Source organism: Ruegeria sp. BJ6 (genome assembly GCF_056537885.1).
Genome location: NZ_JBQFSG010000002.1, coordinates 79,697 through 94,996, shown reverse-complemented (window position 1 = coordinate 94,996; position 15,300 = coordinate 79,697). Strand labels below are relative to the sequence as shown.

Sequence of the window (15,300 nt, the reverse complement as noted above, 5' to 3'; positions counted from 1 at the left end):
GCAAGGGGTATGCAAGATATTTCAATCCGAGACTCTGGCGCTAAACTGACCGAACCAGCAGGAGCCCGCCGATGCCCGACCCTTTCGCCCGCCTCATTCCCGATGCCCGCGCTTTTCTGGCGCAGCTTGCTGCAAACAACACCCGCACGTGGTTCACTGAGCACAAGACACAGTACGAGGCTGATCTCAAAACCCCCGCGACCCTGCTGATGGAGCAATTCGCGCACCAGATCGGCCCGGGAACCGGAACAAAACTGTTCCGCCCACAGCGGGACGTGCGCTTTTCCAAAGACAAAACACCCTATCACACCCATCTTCACATGCTCTGGTCCCTGCCGGGTGATGGCGCATTGAAGGTCGGGTTTTTCTTCGGGATTTCACCCGACTATGTCTCGGTGGGCGGCGGCGCGATGAGTTTCGACAAGGCCGCTCTGACCGCGTGGCGAAAGGCGGCAGACTCGGACACAGGCGCCGAGCTGGCCGCCCTGCTGGATCAATACAGGTCGCAGGGGTACCGGATCGACGAACCGGAACTCAAACGCGTCCCGGCGCCGTTCGACAAGGATCATCCGCAGGGAACTTTGCTGCGCCGGAAATCCATCACCGTCTGGCAGGATCTGCCGCAGTCTTCATTTTCGGCACCGCAAGCAGCTCTCAGTGAAACATATCAGGCCCTCAGCCCCCTGTTGCGCCTTCTGACTACCGAAATATGACCGATCAACCGGCGCGCGTGTCCGGATGCAACGCGGTGCCCAGAATATGCTCGGACTGATGAATGACATGATGCGCCTGACCCACGATCAGCGGATCGGGCTCACCAACCAAGTCGTGGTCTTTTCCCGGATACTCCAACGTTGACAGGAAATGACGCATACAGTTCAGCCGCGCCCGCTTCTTGTCATTCGACTTGACCACCGTCCACGGCGCGTCGGCTGTATCGGTGTAGAAGAACATCGCCTCCTTCGCCTCGGTATAATCGTCCCATTTATCCAGACTGGCCTTGTCGATCGGTGACAGTTTCCACTGCTTCAGCGGATCGGTTTCACGGCTTTTGAACCGGCGCAATTGCTCGTCGCGGGTGACCGAGAACCAGTATTTGTACAACCTGATCCCCGACCGCACCAGCATCCGCTCCAGATCCGGCGTCTGGCGCATGAACTCCAGATACTCGTTGGGGGAACAGAAACCCATCACCCGTTCGACCCCTGCGCGGTTGTACCAGGACCGGTCATAGAACACCATTTCTCCGACCGTCGGCAGCTCCTGCACGTAGCGCTGATAATACCACTGGCCCTTCTCTTCCCAGGTCGGCTTGTTCAGCGCGACAACACGGGCCTGACGCGGGTTGAGATGTTCCATGAACCGCTTGATCGTTCCACCCTTACCAGCGGCATCGCGCCCTTCGAACAACAGTACGAACCGCTCGCCGGTTTCTTGCGCCCACAATTGAACCTTCAGCAACTCAGCCTGCAATTTCGCCTTTTCGATCTCATAGGACCGGCGGGCCATTTTCCGGGGGTACGGATACCTGCCACTTTCGAAAGCCTGCCGGATTTTCTCCGGGCTGGGCTCGGACACGCGCGGTTTGTCAACCGGCACTACCTTGATTTCCTCCGGCTTCTGTTCGTTTTGGGCCACGGCGTCCATATATTCTCTCCTCGGGTTCACTGTCCGGCCAAAGCCTATCAGCCCCGGAATGACCCTGCGTTGACTGGTGTCAAAAAAGCTTCACAAACTCCGGAAAAATCAAAATGCTGTGGTCATGCCACCGGAATTGAAAGGCACCCCGAAGGAGGGCGGAATGATAACGGAAACCACGGACCTGAACGGCCAGCCCTTTTTCTTGAGAAAATGGGGCGATCCCGACCTTCCAACACTGCTCATGCTGCACGGCTTTCCGGAATACGGCGGCGCCTGGGCAGATCTCGCCCCGCATCTCGCGCAGGACTTCCACTGTATCGCCCCGGATCAGCGCGGATACGGTCAAAGCTGGGCACCGGAAGGTACCGCAAACTATGTCCTGTCCGAACTGGTTTCAGACATGGCCGCCCTGATCGAACAACTGGGGGCGCCGGTTGCCGTGCTCGGCCATGACTGGGGCGCATCCGTCGCCTATGGCCTTGCCATGTTCCGCCCCGAACTGGTCAGCCGCCTGATTATCGCCAACGGCGTCCACCCCGTGCCCTTTCAGCGCGCCATGGCCGCGGGAGGCGCGCAATCCGCAGCGTCCCAGTATATCAACCAACTCCGGTCCAAAGATTCCGCCGACTGGCTGGCGGCCAACAACTTCGAAAAGCTTGAACAATTCTTCCGCCATGGCATGGGGCTGGACTGGATGTCCGATGGCCGGATGGAAGGCTACCGCACGGAATGGGCACGCCCCGGCCGCCTGAACACCATGCTGAACTGGTACCGCGCCTCGCCCCTTATCGTGGCCGAGCCGGGCAAACCGCGAACCGATCTGCCTAAATTGCCGCTCGACCGACTCAACGTGACCTGTCCGCACCTGCTGCTCTGGGGACCGGATGACATGGCCCTTCTTCCCGAAGCATCCGAAGGTCTCGAAGACTTCGCAGCCGACCTGACGCGCATCCCGATCCCCGGCACCGACCACTGGCTGCACCACCAAAAACCTCAGACGGTCGCCACTGAGATTCTGAACTGGATACAGCCGCGCTGATCCGCTTCTTCATCTGGCTCAAAATACTCCGGAGAGCGCGAGAGGCAGCGCCTCTCGCTCCTGCCCTCACCGATGTCCCCAATCCTCGGGGTTGTCCGAATTGTTCGGCGACAGGCCCAGAACATCGCCCTTGGTCGAGCATCCAAGCCCAAGAACGGTCCTGTTCGCATACGAGAAATACGAGCTGACCTGATTGATCTCCAAAATCTCGCCGTCGTCCCAACCCGCGCGCCGCAGGGTTTCGACGTCATTTTCCGTCAGCGCCGCCGGATCCTCGGTCAGTATCTGCGCATACCGCATCGCCGCGATCTGCGCCCCGTCCAGCGGCGCAGCATCGGGATCGCGCGCCTCGATCGCGGCCCGGATCTCATTTCCCCGCTCGGCATCTCCCAACAGCCGTTGCAAACCCTGAAAATGATGCTCAACGCAATAGGCGCATCTGTTCAGCGAACTGACCCAGACACCAAGCGTCTCCAGAAACCACTTCGGAGTCTTGTTTCCGGTGTGGTGCAGCACGTTCTTGTACAGCGCCATATGGCCTTCCATCGAATGCGGCCGCAAGGAATGCGCCATCATGATGTTGTCCACATTGTTGTCCGGGCCGGTCACCCGCTCATACAATTTCTTCAGCTTGCCCGTCGCCTCTTCAAACGGCACTGTCCTGATCCAGCTCATGCGGTACCTGTCTTTCCTCTCGATTGAACGTCAGGCGCAGCCTAGTAACAATTCGAACCGGTTACGAGGCAAACTTCCGGCGATGACGCAACGAGGTGACGCAGTAGGCAATGAACGACAGGTCCGAGTCCAACTCGACCAAAGCTGTGCGGTGGACGAATGGCAACTTAAGCACGGTGCGCTTGCTTTTGATGAATAAACAATGAACCAAAACCAGAGAAAGCGATCAAAAACAGTCCGAGCAAGGCGTAAGTGTCCGGCCAATCCCCAAATACGAGAAATCCCGCCAGTGTTGCCGAAAACAACTGGCTATAAACGAGCGGCGCAATGAGGCTCGCCTCAGCCGATTTGCTCGCGACAACCAAGAGGAAGTTGCCAAGAGCTGACCCGAGAGCACTTACGCCGATGAGGGCCAAAACTGGCAACCCCAAATCGGGGAAGTTCACGCTCAATCCGAACGGTGTCAAGAGAACCGAGCCGATGATAAGCTGCGACATCAGCAAAAACCGTGGCCGATACAAACCAGCGACGGTTCGCGTCATCGCTAGGTAGGCGCCATAAAATCCGCCCGCCGCAAGAGCGAACGCCATGCCAAAAGTCGCTCCAAAACCCGGCTTCACGACAAGCAATACACCCAAAAAGCCAAGCGCTAAAAGCATGCTTCGGCTTCGCGATGGAGTCTCACCTAGAAATAGTATCGCTAAAACATACGAGACGATGGGACCTACAAAGAATGCCCCAAACACATTTGCAATAGGCTCAGTGCGCAGTGCCGTTAGAATGCAGCAAATACCGCCAGTGATGAATGCCCCGCGAACCAGTACCCGCCAGTCACGCAAATTCGGAATCTCACGCAACGCGATTCCACTGAACGGCAATAGCACGGCAGCCGCCAATGCAAATCTTGTCCAAGCGATAAAGAATGGATCGACGCCACGTGCTGTCAAAAGCTTTCCAGCGGTGTCTCCAATTACAACGAATGAAACTGCCACAAAAACAACACCAGCAAGTCGAAGCAAATTCGTCGAGTCCATTTCAGAAATATCTTTCGAGAGTCTTCAATCCGCGCACCGATAGCATGCTGATATCTGGAAGGCACGCCGCAAGCGGACTTTATTGGATTAACCCCGAACGGCGGATTTGTCCGCACAGCAGGCCTCCACCCCATTCTCCACCTCTCAAATCCCCACAACACCTCGCGCCCCTCTTCCCCCGGCACACATCACCTGCCATAATGGGCCAAACCCAAAAACAAGAGCAGCACCTATGCCCGACGACCTGTTGACGCCCAGCGCCTCCACCACCTACGACGCCTCCTCGATCGAGGTGCTCGAAGGGCTGGAACCCGTGCGCAAACGCCCCGGTATGTATATCGGCGGCACGGACGAGCGTGCGCTGCACCATATGGTCGCCGAAATCCTCGACAACTCGATGGACGAGGCCGTCGCTGGCCACGCCAACCGGATCGAGGTCGAGCTGCACGCAGATTACGCCCTCACCGTGCGCGACAACGGGCGCGGCATCCCGATCGACCCACACCCCAAATTCCCGGACAAATCGGCGCTTGAGGTGATCCTGTGCACCCTACACGCGGGCGGCAAATTCTCAGGAAAAGCATACCAGACCTCGGGCGGTCTGCACGGCGTGGGCGCGTCCGTGGTCAACGCCCTGTCGGATTCGATGGTCGTTCAGGTGGCGCGTGACAAGCAGCTGTTCGAACAGCGGTTCTCGCGCGGTATCCCCCTTGGCCCGGTCGAAAAGGTCGGCGCAGCCCCCAACCGGCGCGGCACCACCGTCACCTTCCACGCGGATGCGGACATCTTTGGCCATCACAAGTTCAAACCGGCCCGCCTGTTCAAATCCATCCGCTCCAAGGCCTATCTGTTCTCGGGCGTCGAGATTCGCTGGAAAACCGCCATCGACGACGGCGAAACCCCGACCGAGGCGTCCTTTCACTTCCCCGGCGGTTTGTCGGACTACCTGAAGGAGACGATGAACGGCTCCTCCACCTATGCCGAGCAACCCTTTGCCGGCACCGTGGACTTTCAGGAGAAATTCAACACCCCCGGCAAGGTCGAATGGGCGATCAACTGGACGCCGTCGCGCGACGGGTTCATCCAGTCCTACTGTAACACCGTCCCCACGCCCGAAGGTGGCACCCATGTTGCGGGTTTCTGGGCCGCGATTCTCAAGGGAATCAAGGCGTACGGAGAGCTGATAAACAACAAGAAGGCCGCGCAGATCACCCGCGAAGACCTGATAACGGGGGGCTGCGCGCTGGTCTCGTGTTTCATCCGCGAGCCTGAATTCGTCGGCCAGACCAAGGACCGCCTCGCCACGGTCGAGGCGCAGCGGCTGGTCGAAAACGCCGTCCGTGACCACTTCGACAACTGGCTGGCCGCCGACACCAAATCCGCCGGGGCCATCCTCGACTTCCTGATCCTGCGGTCCGAAGAACGCCTGCGCCGCCGTCAGGAGAAAGAGACCGCCCGCAAATCCGCCACCAAGAAACTGCGCCTGCCCGGCAAGCTGGTGGACTGTTCCGCCACCAACCGTGACGGCACCGAGCTGTTCATTGTCGAGGGCGACTCGGCCGGTGGATCGGCCAAGATGGGCCGTGACCGCAAGACACAGGCGCTGCTGCCCCTGCGCGGCAAGATCCTGAACGTGCTAGGCGCGGCCAGCTCGAAACTGGGCACCAATGCCGAAATCAACGACCTGACACAGGCGCTGGGTGTTGGCCTTGGCACCAAGTTCAACGTCGACGATCTGCGCTATGACAAAGTCATCATCATGACCGACGCGGACGTGGACGGGGCGCATATCGCCTCGCTGCTGATGACGTTCTTCTTTACCCAGATGCGCCCGATGATCGACGCGGGCCACCTGTACCTCGCCTGCCCGCCCCTCTACCGCCTGACTCAAGGCGCCAAGCGCGTCTATTGCCTGGACGAGGCCGAGCGTGACGAGTGGCTTGAAAAAGGTCTGGGCGGCAAGGGCAAGATCGACGTCTCACGCTTCAAGGGTCTGGGCGAGATGGATGCCAAGGACCTGAAAGAGACCACGATGGACCCGGCATCCCGCAAACTGATCCGCGTCACCATAGACGAGGACGAACCCGGCGAGACCGGCGATCTGGTTGAGCGCCTGATGGGCAAAAAACCCGAACTACGGTTCCAGTACATTCAGGAGAACGCGCGGTTTGTGGAGGAGTTAGATGTATGAAGGGTAGATTGCGTTCTCGCAATTACTCAATTCGGCAATCTGTTCTTTACTCAACAACTTAAAAAGTCGGGGTCATTTACGTTGCACCCATTTTACTTCAGCTGTCTTGCGACGCGAAACCCCGCATCGTTAGTGCGTCGGTCTTCTAATTTTCTATGGCGTGTTGCGGGTCTCACCCCATCCATTGAGATTGTAAATGCACCACCTTTAAGGGCGCGGCGGCATTTAGACTCAGTTTGAGAAAGCTCCAAATAGGCACTGCCACTCGTCAGCTGCAGATGCTCTTTTGACCAACAGGATTGGGTCATCTCATGAACGTTACCGGACATGTGGCGCAATCCCCACATATTTGTTGCGTTGAGTTCTCCAACCGGCACAGGCATCCGACGATTGGTCAGATCAGGTCTTTCCACGCCGAGGATGTTCTCTGTGGCTGCGCCTGAGAAATTCGCCTGATCTGACGTCAACTCTTCACCTTGCGCGAAACGGGTGTTGGCTCCTGCCTTGGCCGCATACTCCCACTCGGCCTCCGTCGGGAGGCGATAAACGTCGGCACCAACAATGGAATTGAGCCATTCCACATATTCCAGCATGTCCAAATAGGATATGTTGATTACTGGATGGTCGGGCCCCAAACGTGCATATCCAGTCAATTGGAGGACGCGATGATCCGGAACATGTGAACAGCCCCCACTGTCAACGCACTCCATCCATTCGGCGTGAGTGACTTCATTCCGACCCAAGGCAAATGGAACGTCCATCTCGACCCGATGACGTGGGTGCTCGTGTGGAATGATATGCACGTCATCCGGAGCCCGTCGCGTTAGCGTGGCATTCTCACCGTAGAAATCAAAAGGGTTTTTCGATTCCTCTTGTGTTGCTCCCATCATGAAAGAGCCAAGCGGTATAACGATCATCTCAGGACATTGAGCGCATTCCTTGAACCTTTCCAACGGGGCCAGAATCTGCCCATTTGTAATTCGAAGGGACGCATATGCGTCGGCAGACTTTGCAATCGTGGGGGCAAACAAAGAAGACAGAAGTACAGCTAAGACACCGAAGTTTCCTTTCGGCCACCGATTTCTTGGGTCTGTCGACTTATCGCCTGTACCCGTAAAAAGACGCGACCACATATCGGATTTTCCTCTAAACCTGCAAGCTTAACATGTTTATGTTATCTGGCTAATCATCAACATGCCACGCCTACATATCTACGGTCTCCAGAAAAATCCATTGCCTAACCCGCTGATCCCGTTCACACTTCCCCTCAATCACTCATCCAAGAACGACATTTGAGGTTTCGAGCGTCCAAGACCCAATTTCAACGAACACGAGATTTCGAACGGGAGGACGACATGAAAACACTGACCCTCGGGCTGGCCCTGACCTTGCTGGCCACTCAAGCCCCCGCACAGCAGATGCTCAGCACCGCATCCCCCATTCCGGAAGGTGCGGAAACGCGATTTTGTTATTATGACGGCATGGCCTATTCTCAGGATGCCTTCATCCTGCTGACCGGCGACAACACCGTGACCTCGACCACCCGAACGCGCGAGGAACGGCTGTTGCGCTGCACGCGCAAGGACGACGGCACTCTGCACTGGAAACCGCAGAGCACCTTTCAGGTCAGCAAATAAGGCGCTTGGGCGGGTACTTTACCCTACCTTTTCGTCCAGCCAGCCTGCGATCTGGCTGGCGACCGTCTCCCATCCAGGTTCCATGAACAGGAAATGCGCGTGGCCTTCGGCCAGCAGGAACGTCCCGCGCTCTCCGTACATCTCGGCCAATGCGCGGCAGGTGTTGGGGTTCACCGCCCGATCCTCGGCGCCCGAGACCACCAGAACCGGGCAGTCGACCTTGTCGATATCGACCTTCATCGCGTGGTGGTCGTCGAACATCCAGAAGAACATCTCGAACATCACCCGCCCGCTTTCCGCACCGAGTTGGTCAAAGACCTCGTGCTGCTGCGCCTCGGGCATTTTGTTCAGCGCAAAGGGGGCCATCAGGTCGAACTCGACCCGCATCGGCTGTTTCCAGAACGCCCCGCCCTCCATCAGCGCGCGTGGCACCGCGCGTTCGTCGTCGGTTTCCGGCAACGTCCCCCACGGCGCGTTGGGATTGATCAGAACGATGGCGCTGGCCAACCCGCGCGCCGCCACCTGCTGCGCCACCACCCCGGCGATGGCATGGCCAAGCAGCACCGGCTTGCTGTCCAACCCTTCGACAAACGTCGCAATGTCATTGGCATAGTCCATCACGCTGGTATCGGTCAGCCCCGGATCGGGCTCCGCCTTTGGGTCGCCCCTGTGATAGCGCAGCGCGGGCGTGTGCACCGTCCAGCCCCGATCGCGAAAGAAGTCCGCATAATTCTCCATGCACCACGGACCGGCAAAGGCACCGTGGATCAGAACAATCTCTCTGGTCATCAAATGCTCCCTCATCTCCCACCCTCAGTATGAGATCGAAAAGAGGCGCGCGGCAAGCCGGACGGGTTTGTACAAACCGGACAAACCCACCCCAGGGGCATGTACAAAACGGAAGAAACACCCCTGCCCTACATCTTCGTGAACCCGGTTGCCTGATTGCCCGCACCCCGTAAACTTCCCCCATGACGTTCATAACCGAAAACCAGTTACCCCTGCTGATCCTGTTCTTTCTGATCGGATCGATCGGCACCGCCTTTTTGTTTCGCAAACCTGCCGGTCACCGGGCGTGGAAACTGGCCGATCTCGTCTGGGTTGTTCTCGGTGGAATCGGCGCGCTGGTGGCGGTGCTGGCGGGGCTTTACACCTCGGACAGTTCGCGGCTGGACCGGCAGATCGATGTGGCCTATGCCGCCACTCTGGCCTTTGACCGCGACGCCGCGCGGTTTCGTCTGCGTTTCTGTGATCCAGCCTATGATACTGATATTTCAGTATTATGTGAGAAGGTCGAGTTCCTGTCGGCCTCAACCGCAAGCAACGCTGAGCTGCCATTGTTCATTGCGGTGACCAATGAAGTGGCCCCGCTACAAGGCCTGCGCTTCCTGTTCGGTGGTCAGGCCAGGGACGAAATGGACGAGGTGCGCACCATGGCGGCCAAGGCGGATGCGTTCGATATCGAGCAGTTTCTGGTCTTCACCTCGGTGGACGAGGCCACCCAGACGGCAATCGACAATATGCGGCGAAAAGTTCCAACAATTGCGGGAGATTACGTAATTTTGGCGCAGAGTTACGATGATCTGATCGAGCAGGTTGGAAAGCTGAAAGACGAATGGGAGTACCTTCAGGCCAACGCGCATATCCTTGTATTGCAGATTATCGCGCTGTGTCTTGTCAGCTTTGCCGCGCCGTTCCGGCTGGGCAAATCCATCATCGAACTGCGCGCCAGCCTCAGCGCCGATACGACTGCGCAAGCTTCTCAGGATTCGCCCCCAGAAGATATCGCGTCAGAGTATACAGATTCCGTGCCCCACGCCGAAACCAACCTGAGCGAACATAGCGCTCCGCGCTCGTAACCGCACGAGCAGGCAAGAGTGTGATGCCGGACAGGGCTCGGACAAGTGCCACATCTTCCATAAGCGGTTGATCGGGATAACCACCTGCTGCCTCATATTGGCGGCGTGTTATCAGTAACCCCTGATCCCCGTAAGGCATTGAAAACAATCGGCTACGCCAGTTGGCCCAACCTGACACAAATACCGGCCAGAACCCCTTGGCACGAAAGGCCAGACGGAACGCGGCCGGGGAATCCGAAGTGCTCAAGTGCTCTGCCACAACCTCGCTCCATCCGGATTCGAGCACAGTGTCCGCATGCAGAACAAGCAGCCAATCCCCACTTGCAGCCTTGCATCCCTTCAGCAGTTGGCCGCCCCGGGACGGTGCCCCGGTAACCACATGCGCACCAGCTTCTTCGGCGATGTCGAGCGTGTGATCCGTTGACCCGCCGTCGGTAATCACCAGCTCGCGGATCAAGCCGGCTTGAAGTCCTTCCATCAGGGCCTCCAACGTCGGCATCAGGTCGTCACCGGCATTCAGTGTTGGAATCACGATGCTGATCGGTGCGGGCACGTCTGATAACCTCTGGTCATGGCTGCGCGATCTCCTATATCACGGGGTCCGAGGAAATGACGAGGACCATCCCATGCCCACCCGCCGCATTCTGCGCCTGTCCGGCAAGGACACGGACACCTTTTTGCAGGGCCTGATCACCAACGACGTGCAGGGGCTGGATCAAGGCCTTGTCTATGCCGCGTTGCTGACACCGCAAGGCAAATATCTGGCGGATTTCTTTCTGATGCGGGATAGCAGCTCGGTTTTGTTGGATGTTGACGAAAGTATTGCCGATGGGCTGATCAAACGGCTTGGAATGTACAAATTACGGGCCGATGTGATGATCGAACCGACGGACCTGCACGTCCAGCGGGGAACCGGACCGGTACCTGAGGGCGCTTTTCTTGACCCAAGACATCCGGATATGGGGTGGCGTGCATACTCCTCCGATCCCGAAAGTGATGACGGCAGCGACTGGAACTCGATCCGAGTGGCGCATTGCATCCCTGAGACTGGCATCGAACTGACCTCTGACAGCTACATTCTGGAAACCGGGTTTGAAGCGCTGAACGGCGTGGATTTCAAAAAGGGGTGTTATGTCGGGCAGGAAGTTACGGCGCGGATGAAGCACAAGACAGAACTGCGCAAGGGGCTTCGGACCGTCTCGATTCAGGGTCATGCCCCCTTGGGGACCGAGATCAAATCCGATGGAAAACCGGCCGGCACTTTGTTTACACAGTCCGGTGACAGGGCAATCGCCTATCTACGTATGGACCGCGCCAAGGGCGAGATGCGCGCGGACGATGCGATTATTCGCCTGCCCGAATGATCTGACACTCATGTGGCCAATGCGGCACGACTGATCGACGCTTGCTGGCATCTATTTGAACTTGGTGGCGACCGGGTTCAAACTCCCCTCAGATTTCTGACCGGGTTAGGTACATGTTAAAGCTCTACGCAGCCATCTGGCGGGCCAGTTCTGGCCGCCAGATCATTCTGATCCTGCTTTCGCTGGCGATTGCCGCCCTTGCGGCGGCTCCGTTGGAATTTCAGCGGGACATCATCAACCATCTGACAGCGCAGGATATCGAAAAAGAAAAAATCCTGCTCCTCGGATCAGGGATGATGGGAGTGATCCTGCTGAGCCTCGCCCTTAAATGGCTACTGGGCTATCGCTCGGGAACGTTGGGAGAAGATATCATTCGGCTGATCCGCCAGCGTCTGTACGTCCGCGCGGCTGATGTGGGGGAAACCGGCGAAGACGTTCGCCACGGCACGATGAGCACCGCCATTTCCGCCGAAGCCGAAGAGCTGGGCAAATTCGCTGGCGGGGCATTTTCCGATCCCGTTGTGCAAATCGGGACCCTCATCAGCGTCATCGGCTACATCTCGTCCACGCAGCCGGGGCTGGGCCTCATAGCGATCTCGATGATCCTGCCGCAAATTGCGATTGTGCTGATTTCCCAAAGGAAGGTGAACATTTTCGTGGCCGAGCGTGTGCGCATCCTGCGCGCGTCGACCGACAACATGACCGCCGAAGACCTCGACAAGGTTGCGCATGAAATCAATGAACGATTTGACGCGATCTATGAAACCCGCCGCAAGATGTTCATTTGGAAACTTTCCGCCAAATTCCTGCTGAGCGCGATCAACGGGGCCGGCACGGTGGGCATTCTTGTTCTTGGGGGATGGCTGGTCATGAACGGCAAAACCGATGTCGGAACGGTTGTCGCCGCCACAAGCGGGCTGGCAAGAATTCAGGGGCCGACCTCATTCCTGATCGCCTTCTACCGACAGGTCAGTGCCAACCGCATCAAGTATGATCTGATACTGGAACTATTCGGGAGTCATCCCGAACGCTATCGTCACATCCGGGTCAGAAAGTAGTCGCTATCAGGAAAACGGGCTGCGCCGATATCGACACAGCCCGCCTGGCAATGCTTGCAGATAGACGATGACGCGACGTTATGCGCGCTCGGAATATTCCATGGATTCGGTGTTAACGACGATCATTTCATCCTGCCCGATGAACGGCGGCACCATGACCTTGACACCATTATCCAGAACCGCAGGCTTGAACGAGTTGGCAGCGGTCTGCCCTTTGACCACCGGCTCTGTCTCGACAATCTTGCAGGTCACCTTTTGCGGCAGTGCGGCATTCAGTGCTTCGTTTTCGTAGAACTCCACAACAATCGTCATGCCGTCCTGAAGGAAGGGACGGCGATCACCCAGCAGCTCTGCAGGCAATTCGATCTGCTCATATGTTTCGGAGTCCATAAACACCAGCATACCGTCGGATTCGTACAGGAATTGCTGATCTTTTTGCTCAAGACGAACCCGCTCGACCTTGTCGGCGGAACGGAAGCGTTCGTTCAATTTCGAACCATTGCGGAGGTTGCGCAGTTCGACTTGGGCAAATGCCCCACCCTTGCCGGGCTTCACGTGATCGACCTTTACCGCGGCCCACAGCCCGTCGTTATGCTCCAGAACATTACCGGGGCGAATTTCGTTCCCATTGATCTTGGGCATAGCTTAAATCCTTCACACATGGTTGATGCGGCAGTTGCGCTCCCTATATCTGGCGGGAGCGGCCCTTGCAAGACAACGACACCTAGTGCTGCAGTTGCAGAAAGCCATGCAAATGACGCAACGCAACTATGCATAATAAGTGTATCCGAATCGCGCCTAATAGGTCATAAGGACCGCCACGCCGAAAATTGCAAGAGCAAGAAAAACAAGGAAGACGAGATGAGAGATTTCGTTGACGGCACCGCCTTTAACAACGAGCAGGGAAACCGTGCTCGCAAGCTGTTCGCGGCTGTTGTATTGGCCGCGCTGGATGATGCCATTGCCGATGACAAGAAATATGGCAACGGACCGGAACAAATCGCCCGCTGGGCACGGTCGCGCGACGGGCGCGAAGTGTTGACCTGCGCGGGGATCGACCCGAACGAACGCGTTGTGAGCGGGTTGATGGATTTTGTTGGCCGCGGTGTGCGGACATCGGTCGCGCTGTCGCGTGAAGAAAGTGAACGGCGCAATGCCGCACAGCAGGCTGAAGCGGCTTAACACCACTTCAACCTTATAAAAAAGGCGCGCTCGCATCAGCGGCGCGCTTTTTTATTTCCTGCATCAGACTGTTCGTCGGTTTCGGTCGGCAATCGGACCTTTCCGGACTTTCCTCCGACTGCGAATTCAGGTCATCTGCGCAGGAACGCAGGAGGTCGCCATGGTTCGCGCCATCATGATTCAGGGTACCGGCAGCAACGTCGGAAAATCGGTGATCGTAGCTGGTCTGGCGCGGGCTTTCACACGGCGCGGCCTGCGTGTGGCTCCGTTCAAGCCGCAGAACATGTCCAATAACGCCGCCGTCACTGAAGATGGTGGTGAGATCGGTCGCGCTCAGGCGTTGCAGGCGCGGGCCGCAAACAGATCACCGCACACGGATATGAACCCGATTCTGCTGAAACCCGAGACGGATACCGGAGCGCAGATCATCGTTCAGGGCCGTCGCGCTGGCACGATGAAGGCCGGGGATTACCGCAAGGACAAATCCAAACTGCTGGGCGCCGCCCTGGAAAGCTTTGGCCGCCTGTGCGCCGATGCCGACCTGGTGCTGATCGAAGGCGCAGGAAGCCCTGCCGAAACCAACCTTCGGCAAGGTGACATCGCCAACATGGGGTTCGCCTGCAAGGCTGGCGTCCCTGTGGTTCTTGTAGGCGACATCCATCGCGGTGGCGTGATTGCACAGATCGTGGGCACGCAGGCAGTTCTGGATGCGCAGGACCGGGCAATGATCCGGGGCTTTGCCATCAACCGATTCAAGGGTGATGTAAGCCTGTTTGACGAAGGCCGCGACGAGATTGCCGCCCGTACCGGCTGGCCCTGTCTTGGGGTGGTTCCGTGGTTTCACGACGCGTGGAGGCTGCCTGCCGAAGATATGATGGACATCCGTTCGCACGATGGCGGCGGCTGCAAAATCGCCGTACCTCAGCTTGAGCGGATGGCGAATTTTGATGACCTCGATCCTCTGTCCTGCGAGCCCGGCGTCAGCGTCGAGATCGTTCCCGCGGGCCGTCCCCTGCCCGGCGACGCCGATTTGATCCTGTTGCCCGGCAGCAAGTCGACAATCGGTGATCTGAAATATTTCCGCACTCAGGGCTGGGACGTCGATCTATACGCCCATGTACGCCGTGGGGGTCATGTATTGGGGCTGTGCGGTGGTTATCAGATGCTTGGCAAAACCATTTCAGACCCGGATGGTGTCGATGGTCGCCCAGGAGACGTTGAAGGATTGGGATTGCTTGATGTTCACACGGTTATGGCTGGTGAAAAGAGCGTCCGGCTGACCACCGCAAAGGCCCTGCCAAACGGCGAACCCGTCAGCGGGTATGAGATACACATGGGCCGCACTGATGGCCCGGATTGCTCACGCGCTTGGTTGGAGGTTGAGGGACGGCCCGAAGGCGCTGTCAGCAGCGATGGCCGCATTCGTGGCAGCTATTTGCATGGAGTGTTCTCTTCCGACCAATTCCGGGCAAGTTACCTTGCCGGTTTGGGCGTAAAGTCAGAGTCGGCCTATGAGGACGGAGTGGAAGAGACACTGAATGCACTGGCAGATCATCTGGAAAAGCACATGAACCTGGACCAGCTGCTGTCGTTGTCAGACCCCGTCAATTTTACCTGATC

The 15,300-nt window shown here is 57.8% G+C and carries 15 protein-coding genes and 1 pseudogene; 9 read left to right on the top strand and 7 right to left on the bottom strand.

Going from position 1 to position 15,300, the window contains the following annotated elements; genetic code table 11:
* Window positions 1–71 precede the first annotated feature (71 nt).
* Entirely contained in the window at window positions 72–713 is a 642-nt protein-coding gene (locus tag ACR0D6_RS05700; RefSeq protein ID WP_480764799.1) for a TIGR02453 family protein, read from the top strand.
* Window positions 714–717: 4 nt separating this feature from the next.
* Here the strand turns inward: ACR0D6_RS05700 and ppk2 are convergent, their stop codons facing one another.
* Window positions 718–1,647 carry a polyphosphate kinase 2 gene (gene ppk2, locus ACR0D6_RS05695; RefSeq protein WP_480764798.1) on the bottom strand — a complete coding sequence of 310 codons (930 nt, stop codon included), beginning with the start codon at window positions 1,645–1,647 and terminating at the stop codon, window positions 718–720.
* A gap of 154 nt (window positions 1,648–1,801) precedes the next feature.
* Between ppk2 and ACR0D6_RS05690 the strand changes: the two genes are divergently transcribed.
* Complete coding sequence (locus tag ACR0D6_RS05690; RefSeq protein ID WP_480764797.1) at window positions 1,802–2,680, top strand: alpha/beta fold hydrolase; 879 nt, start codon at window positions 1,802–1,804, stop codon at window positions 2,678–2,680.
* Between the two features lie 66 nt (window positions 2,681–2,746).
* Here the strand turns inward: ACR0D6_RS05690 and ACR0D6_RS05685 are convergent, their stop codons facing one another.
* On the bottom strand, window positions 2,747–3,355 hold the full coding sequence (locus ACR0D6_RS05685; protein ID WP_480764796.1) for a carboxymuconolactone decarboxylase family protein: 609 nt from the start codon (window positions 3,353–3,355) through the stop codon (window positions 2,747–2,749).
* 167 nt (window positions 3,356–3,522) lie between these two features.
* A complete protein-coding gene (locus ACR0D6_RS05680; RefSeq protein WP_480764795.1) occupies window positions 3,523–4,389 on the bottom strand; it encodes a DMT family transporter in 867 nt (288 codons plus the stop codon).
* 232 nt (window positions 4,390–4,621) lie between these two features.
* On the opposite strand from ACR0D6_RS05680, the gene parE reads away from it, so the two are divergent.
* Window positions 4,622–6,580 carry a DNA topoisomerase IV subunit B gene (gene parE, locus ACR0D6_RS05675; RefSeq protein WP_480764794.1) on the top strand — a complete coding sequence of 653 codons (1,959 nt, stop codon included), beginning with the start codon at window positions 4,622–4,624 and terminating at the stop codon, window positions 6,578–6,580.
* A 92-nt stretch (window positions 6,581–6,672) separates the two neighbouring features.
* Here parE and ACR0D6_RS05670 read toward each other — a convergent pair whose 3' ends face one another.
* Window positions 6,673–7,497: a formylglycine-generating enzyme family protein gene (locus ACR0D6_RS05670; RefSeq protein ID WP_480764793.1), complete on the bottom strand. Its 825-nt coding sequence runs from the start codon at window positions 7,495–7,497 to the stop codon at window positions 6,673–6,675.
* A 438-nt stretch (window positions 7,498–7,935) separates the two neighbouring features.
* Here ACR0D6_RS05670 and ACR0D6_RS05665 point away from each other — a divergent pair, with 438 nt between their 5' ends.
* The gene (locus ACR0D6_RS05665) at window positions 7,936–8,217 is read left to right on the top strand and encodes a hypothetical protein (protein WP_480764792.1); all 282 of its coding nucleotides are present in this window, start codon (window positions 7,936–7,938) and stop codon (window positions 8,215–8,217) included.
* 18 nt (window positions 8,218–8,235) lie between these two features.
* Here the strand turns inward: ACR0D6_RS05665 and ACR0D6_RS05660 are convergent, their stop codons facing one another.
* A complete protein-coding gene (locus ACR0D6_RS05660) occupies window positions 8,236–9,006 on the bottom strand; it encodes an alpha/beta hydrolase (protein WP_480764791.1) in 771 nt (256 codons plus the stop codon).
* Between the two features lie 182 nt (window positions 9,007–9,188).
* On the opposite strand from ACR0D6_RS05660, the pseudogene ACR0D6_RS05655 reads away from it, so the two are divergent.
* Window positions 9,189–9,944, top strand: a pseudogene (locus ACR0D6_RS05655) (hypothetical protein); the annotation flags it as partial.
* Window positions 9,945–9,951: 7 nt separating this feature from the next.
* Here ACR0D6_RS05655 and ACR0D6_RS05650 read toward each other — a convergent pair.
* Window positions 9,952–10,629 (bottom strand): TIGR04283 family arsenosugar biosynthesis glycosyltransferase, encoded by a 678-nt coding sequence (locus ACR0D6_RS05650; RefSeq protein ID WP_480764790.1) that lies wholly within the window; start codon window positions 10,627–10,629, stop codon window positions 9,952–9,954.
* Window positions 10,630–10,702: 73 nt separating this feature from the next.
* Here ACR0D6_RS05650 and ygfZ point away from each other — a divergent pair, with 73 nt between their 5' ends.
* Window positions 10,703–11,440, top strand: a complete 738-nt coding sequence (gene ygfZ / locus ACR0D6_RS05645) for a CAF17-like 4Fe-4S cluster assembly/insertion protein YgfZ (RefSeq protein WP_480764789.1) — start codon at window positions 10,703–10,705, stop codon at window positions 11,438–11,440.
* Window positions 11,441–11,553: 113 nt separating this feature from the next.
* Window positions 11,554–12,498, top strand: coding sequence for an ABC transporter transmembrane domain-containing protein (locus tag ACR0D6_RS05640; RefSeq protein ID WP_170651601.1), 945 nt, complete (start codon window positions 11,554–11,556; stop codon window positions 12,496–12,498).
* Window positions 12,499–12,576: 78 nt separating this feature from the next.
* Here the strand turns inward: ACR0D6_RS05640 and efp are convergent, their stop codons facing one another.
* The gene (gene efp, locus ACR0D6_RS05635; RefSeq protein ID WP_170651600.1) at window positions 12,577–13,140 is read right to left on the bottom strand and encodes an elongation factor P; all 564 of its coding nucleotides are present in this window, start codon (window positions 13,138–13,140) and stop codon (window positions 12,577–12,579) included.
* Window positions 13,141–13,359: 219 nt separating this feature from the next.
* Between efp and ACR0D6_RS05630 the strand changes: the two genes are divergently transcribed.
* Entirely contained in the window at window positions 13,360–13,680 is a 321-nt protein-coding gene (locus ACR0D6_RS05630) for a DUF6280 family protein (RefSeq protein ID WP_146347248.1), read from the top strand.
* A gap of 160 nt (window positions 13,681–13,840) precedes the next feature.
* Entirely contained in the window at window positions 13,841–15,298 is a 1,458-nt protein-coding gene (locus ACR0D6_RS05625) for a cobyric acid synthase (RefSeq protein ID WP_480764788.1), read from the top strand.
* Window positions 15,299–15,300 lie beyond the last annotated feature (2 nt).

Coding starts and splice junctions, on each gene's coding strand:
- ACR0D6_RS05665 (WP_480764792.1), top strand. CDS start 7,936: ATGAAAACACTGACCCTCGGGCTGGCCCTGACCTTGCTGGCCACTCAA.
- parE (WP_480764794.1), top strand. CDS start 4,622: ATGCCCGACGACCTGTTGACGCCCAGCGCCTCCACCACCTACGACGCC.
- ACR0D6_RS05670 (WP_480764793.1), bottom strand. CDS start 7,497: ATGATCGTTATACCGCTTGGCTCTTTCATGATGGGAGCAACACAAGAG.
- ACR0D6_RS05625 (WP_480764788.1), top strand. CDS start 13,841: ATGGTTCGCGCCATCATGATTCAGGGTACCGGCAGCAACGTCGGAAAA.
- ACR0D6_RS05680 (WP_480764795.1), bottom strand. CDS start 4,389: ATGGACTCGACGAATTTGCTTCGACTTGCTGGTGTTGTTTTTGTGGCA.
- ppk2 (WP_480764798.1), bottom strand. CDS start 1,647: ATGGACGCCGTGGCCCAAAACGAACAGAAGCCGGAGGAAATCAAGGTA.
- ygfZ (WP_480764789.1), top strand. CDS start 10,703: ATGCCCACCCGCCGCATTCTGCGCCTGTCCGGCAAGGACACGGACACC.
- ACR0D6_RS05700 (WP_480764799.1), top strand. CDS start 72: ATGCCCGACCCTTTCGCCCGCCTCATTCCCGATGCCCGCGCTTTTCTG.
- ACR0D6_RS05690 (WP_480764797.1), top strand. CDS start 1,802: ATGATAACGGAAACCACGGACCTGAACGGCCAGCCCTTTTTCTTGAGA.
- ACR0D6_RS05630 (WP_146347248.1), top strand. CDS start 13,360: ATGAGAGATTTCGTTGACGGCACCGCCTTTAACAACGAGCAGGGAAAC.
- ACR0D6_RS05660 (WP_480764791.1), bottom strand. CDS start 9,006: ATGACCAGAGAGATTGTTCTGATCCACGGTGCCTTTGCCGGTCCGTGG.
- ACR0D6_RS05685 (WP_480764796.1), bottom strand. CDS start 3,355: ATGAGCTGGATCAGGACAGTGCCGTTTGAAGAGGCGACGGGCAAGCTG.
- efp (WP_170651600.1), bottom strand. CDS start 13,140: ATGCCCAAGATCAATGGGAACGAAATTCGCCCCGGTAATGTTCTGGAG.
- ACR0D6_RS05640 (WP_170651601.1), top strand. CDS start 11,554: ATGTTAAAGCTCTACGCAGCCATCTGGCGGGCCAGTTCTGGCCGCCAG.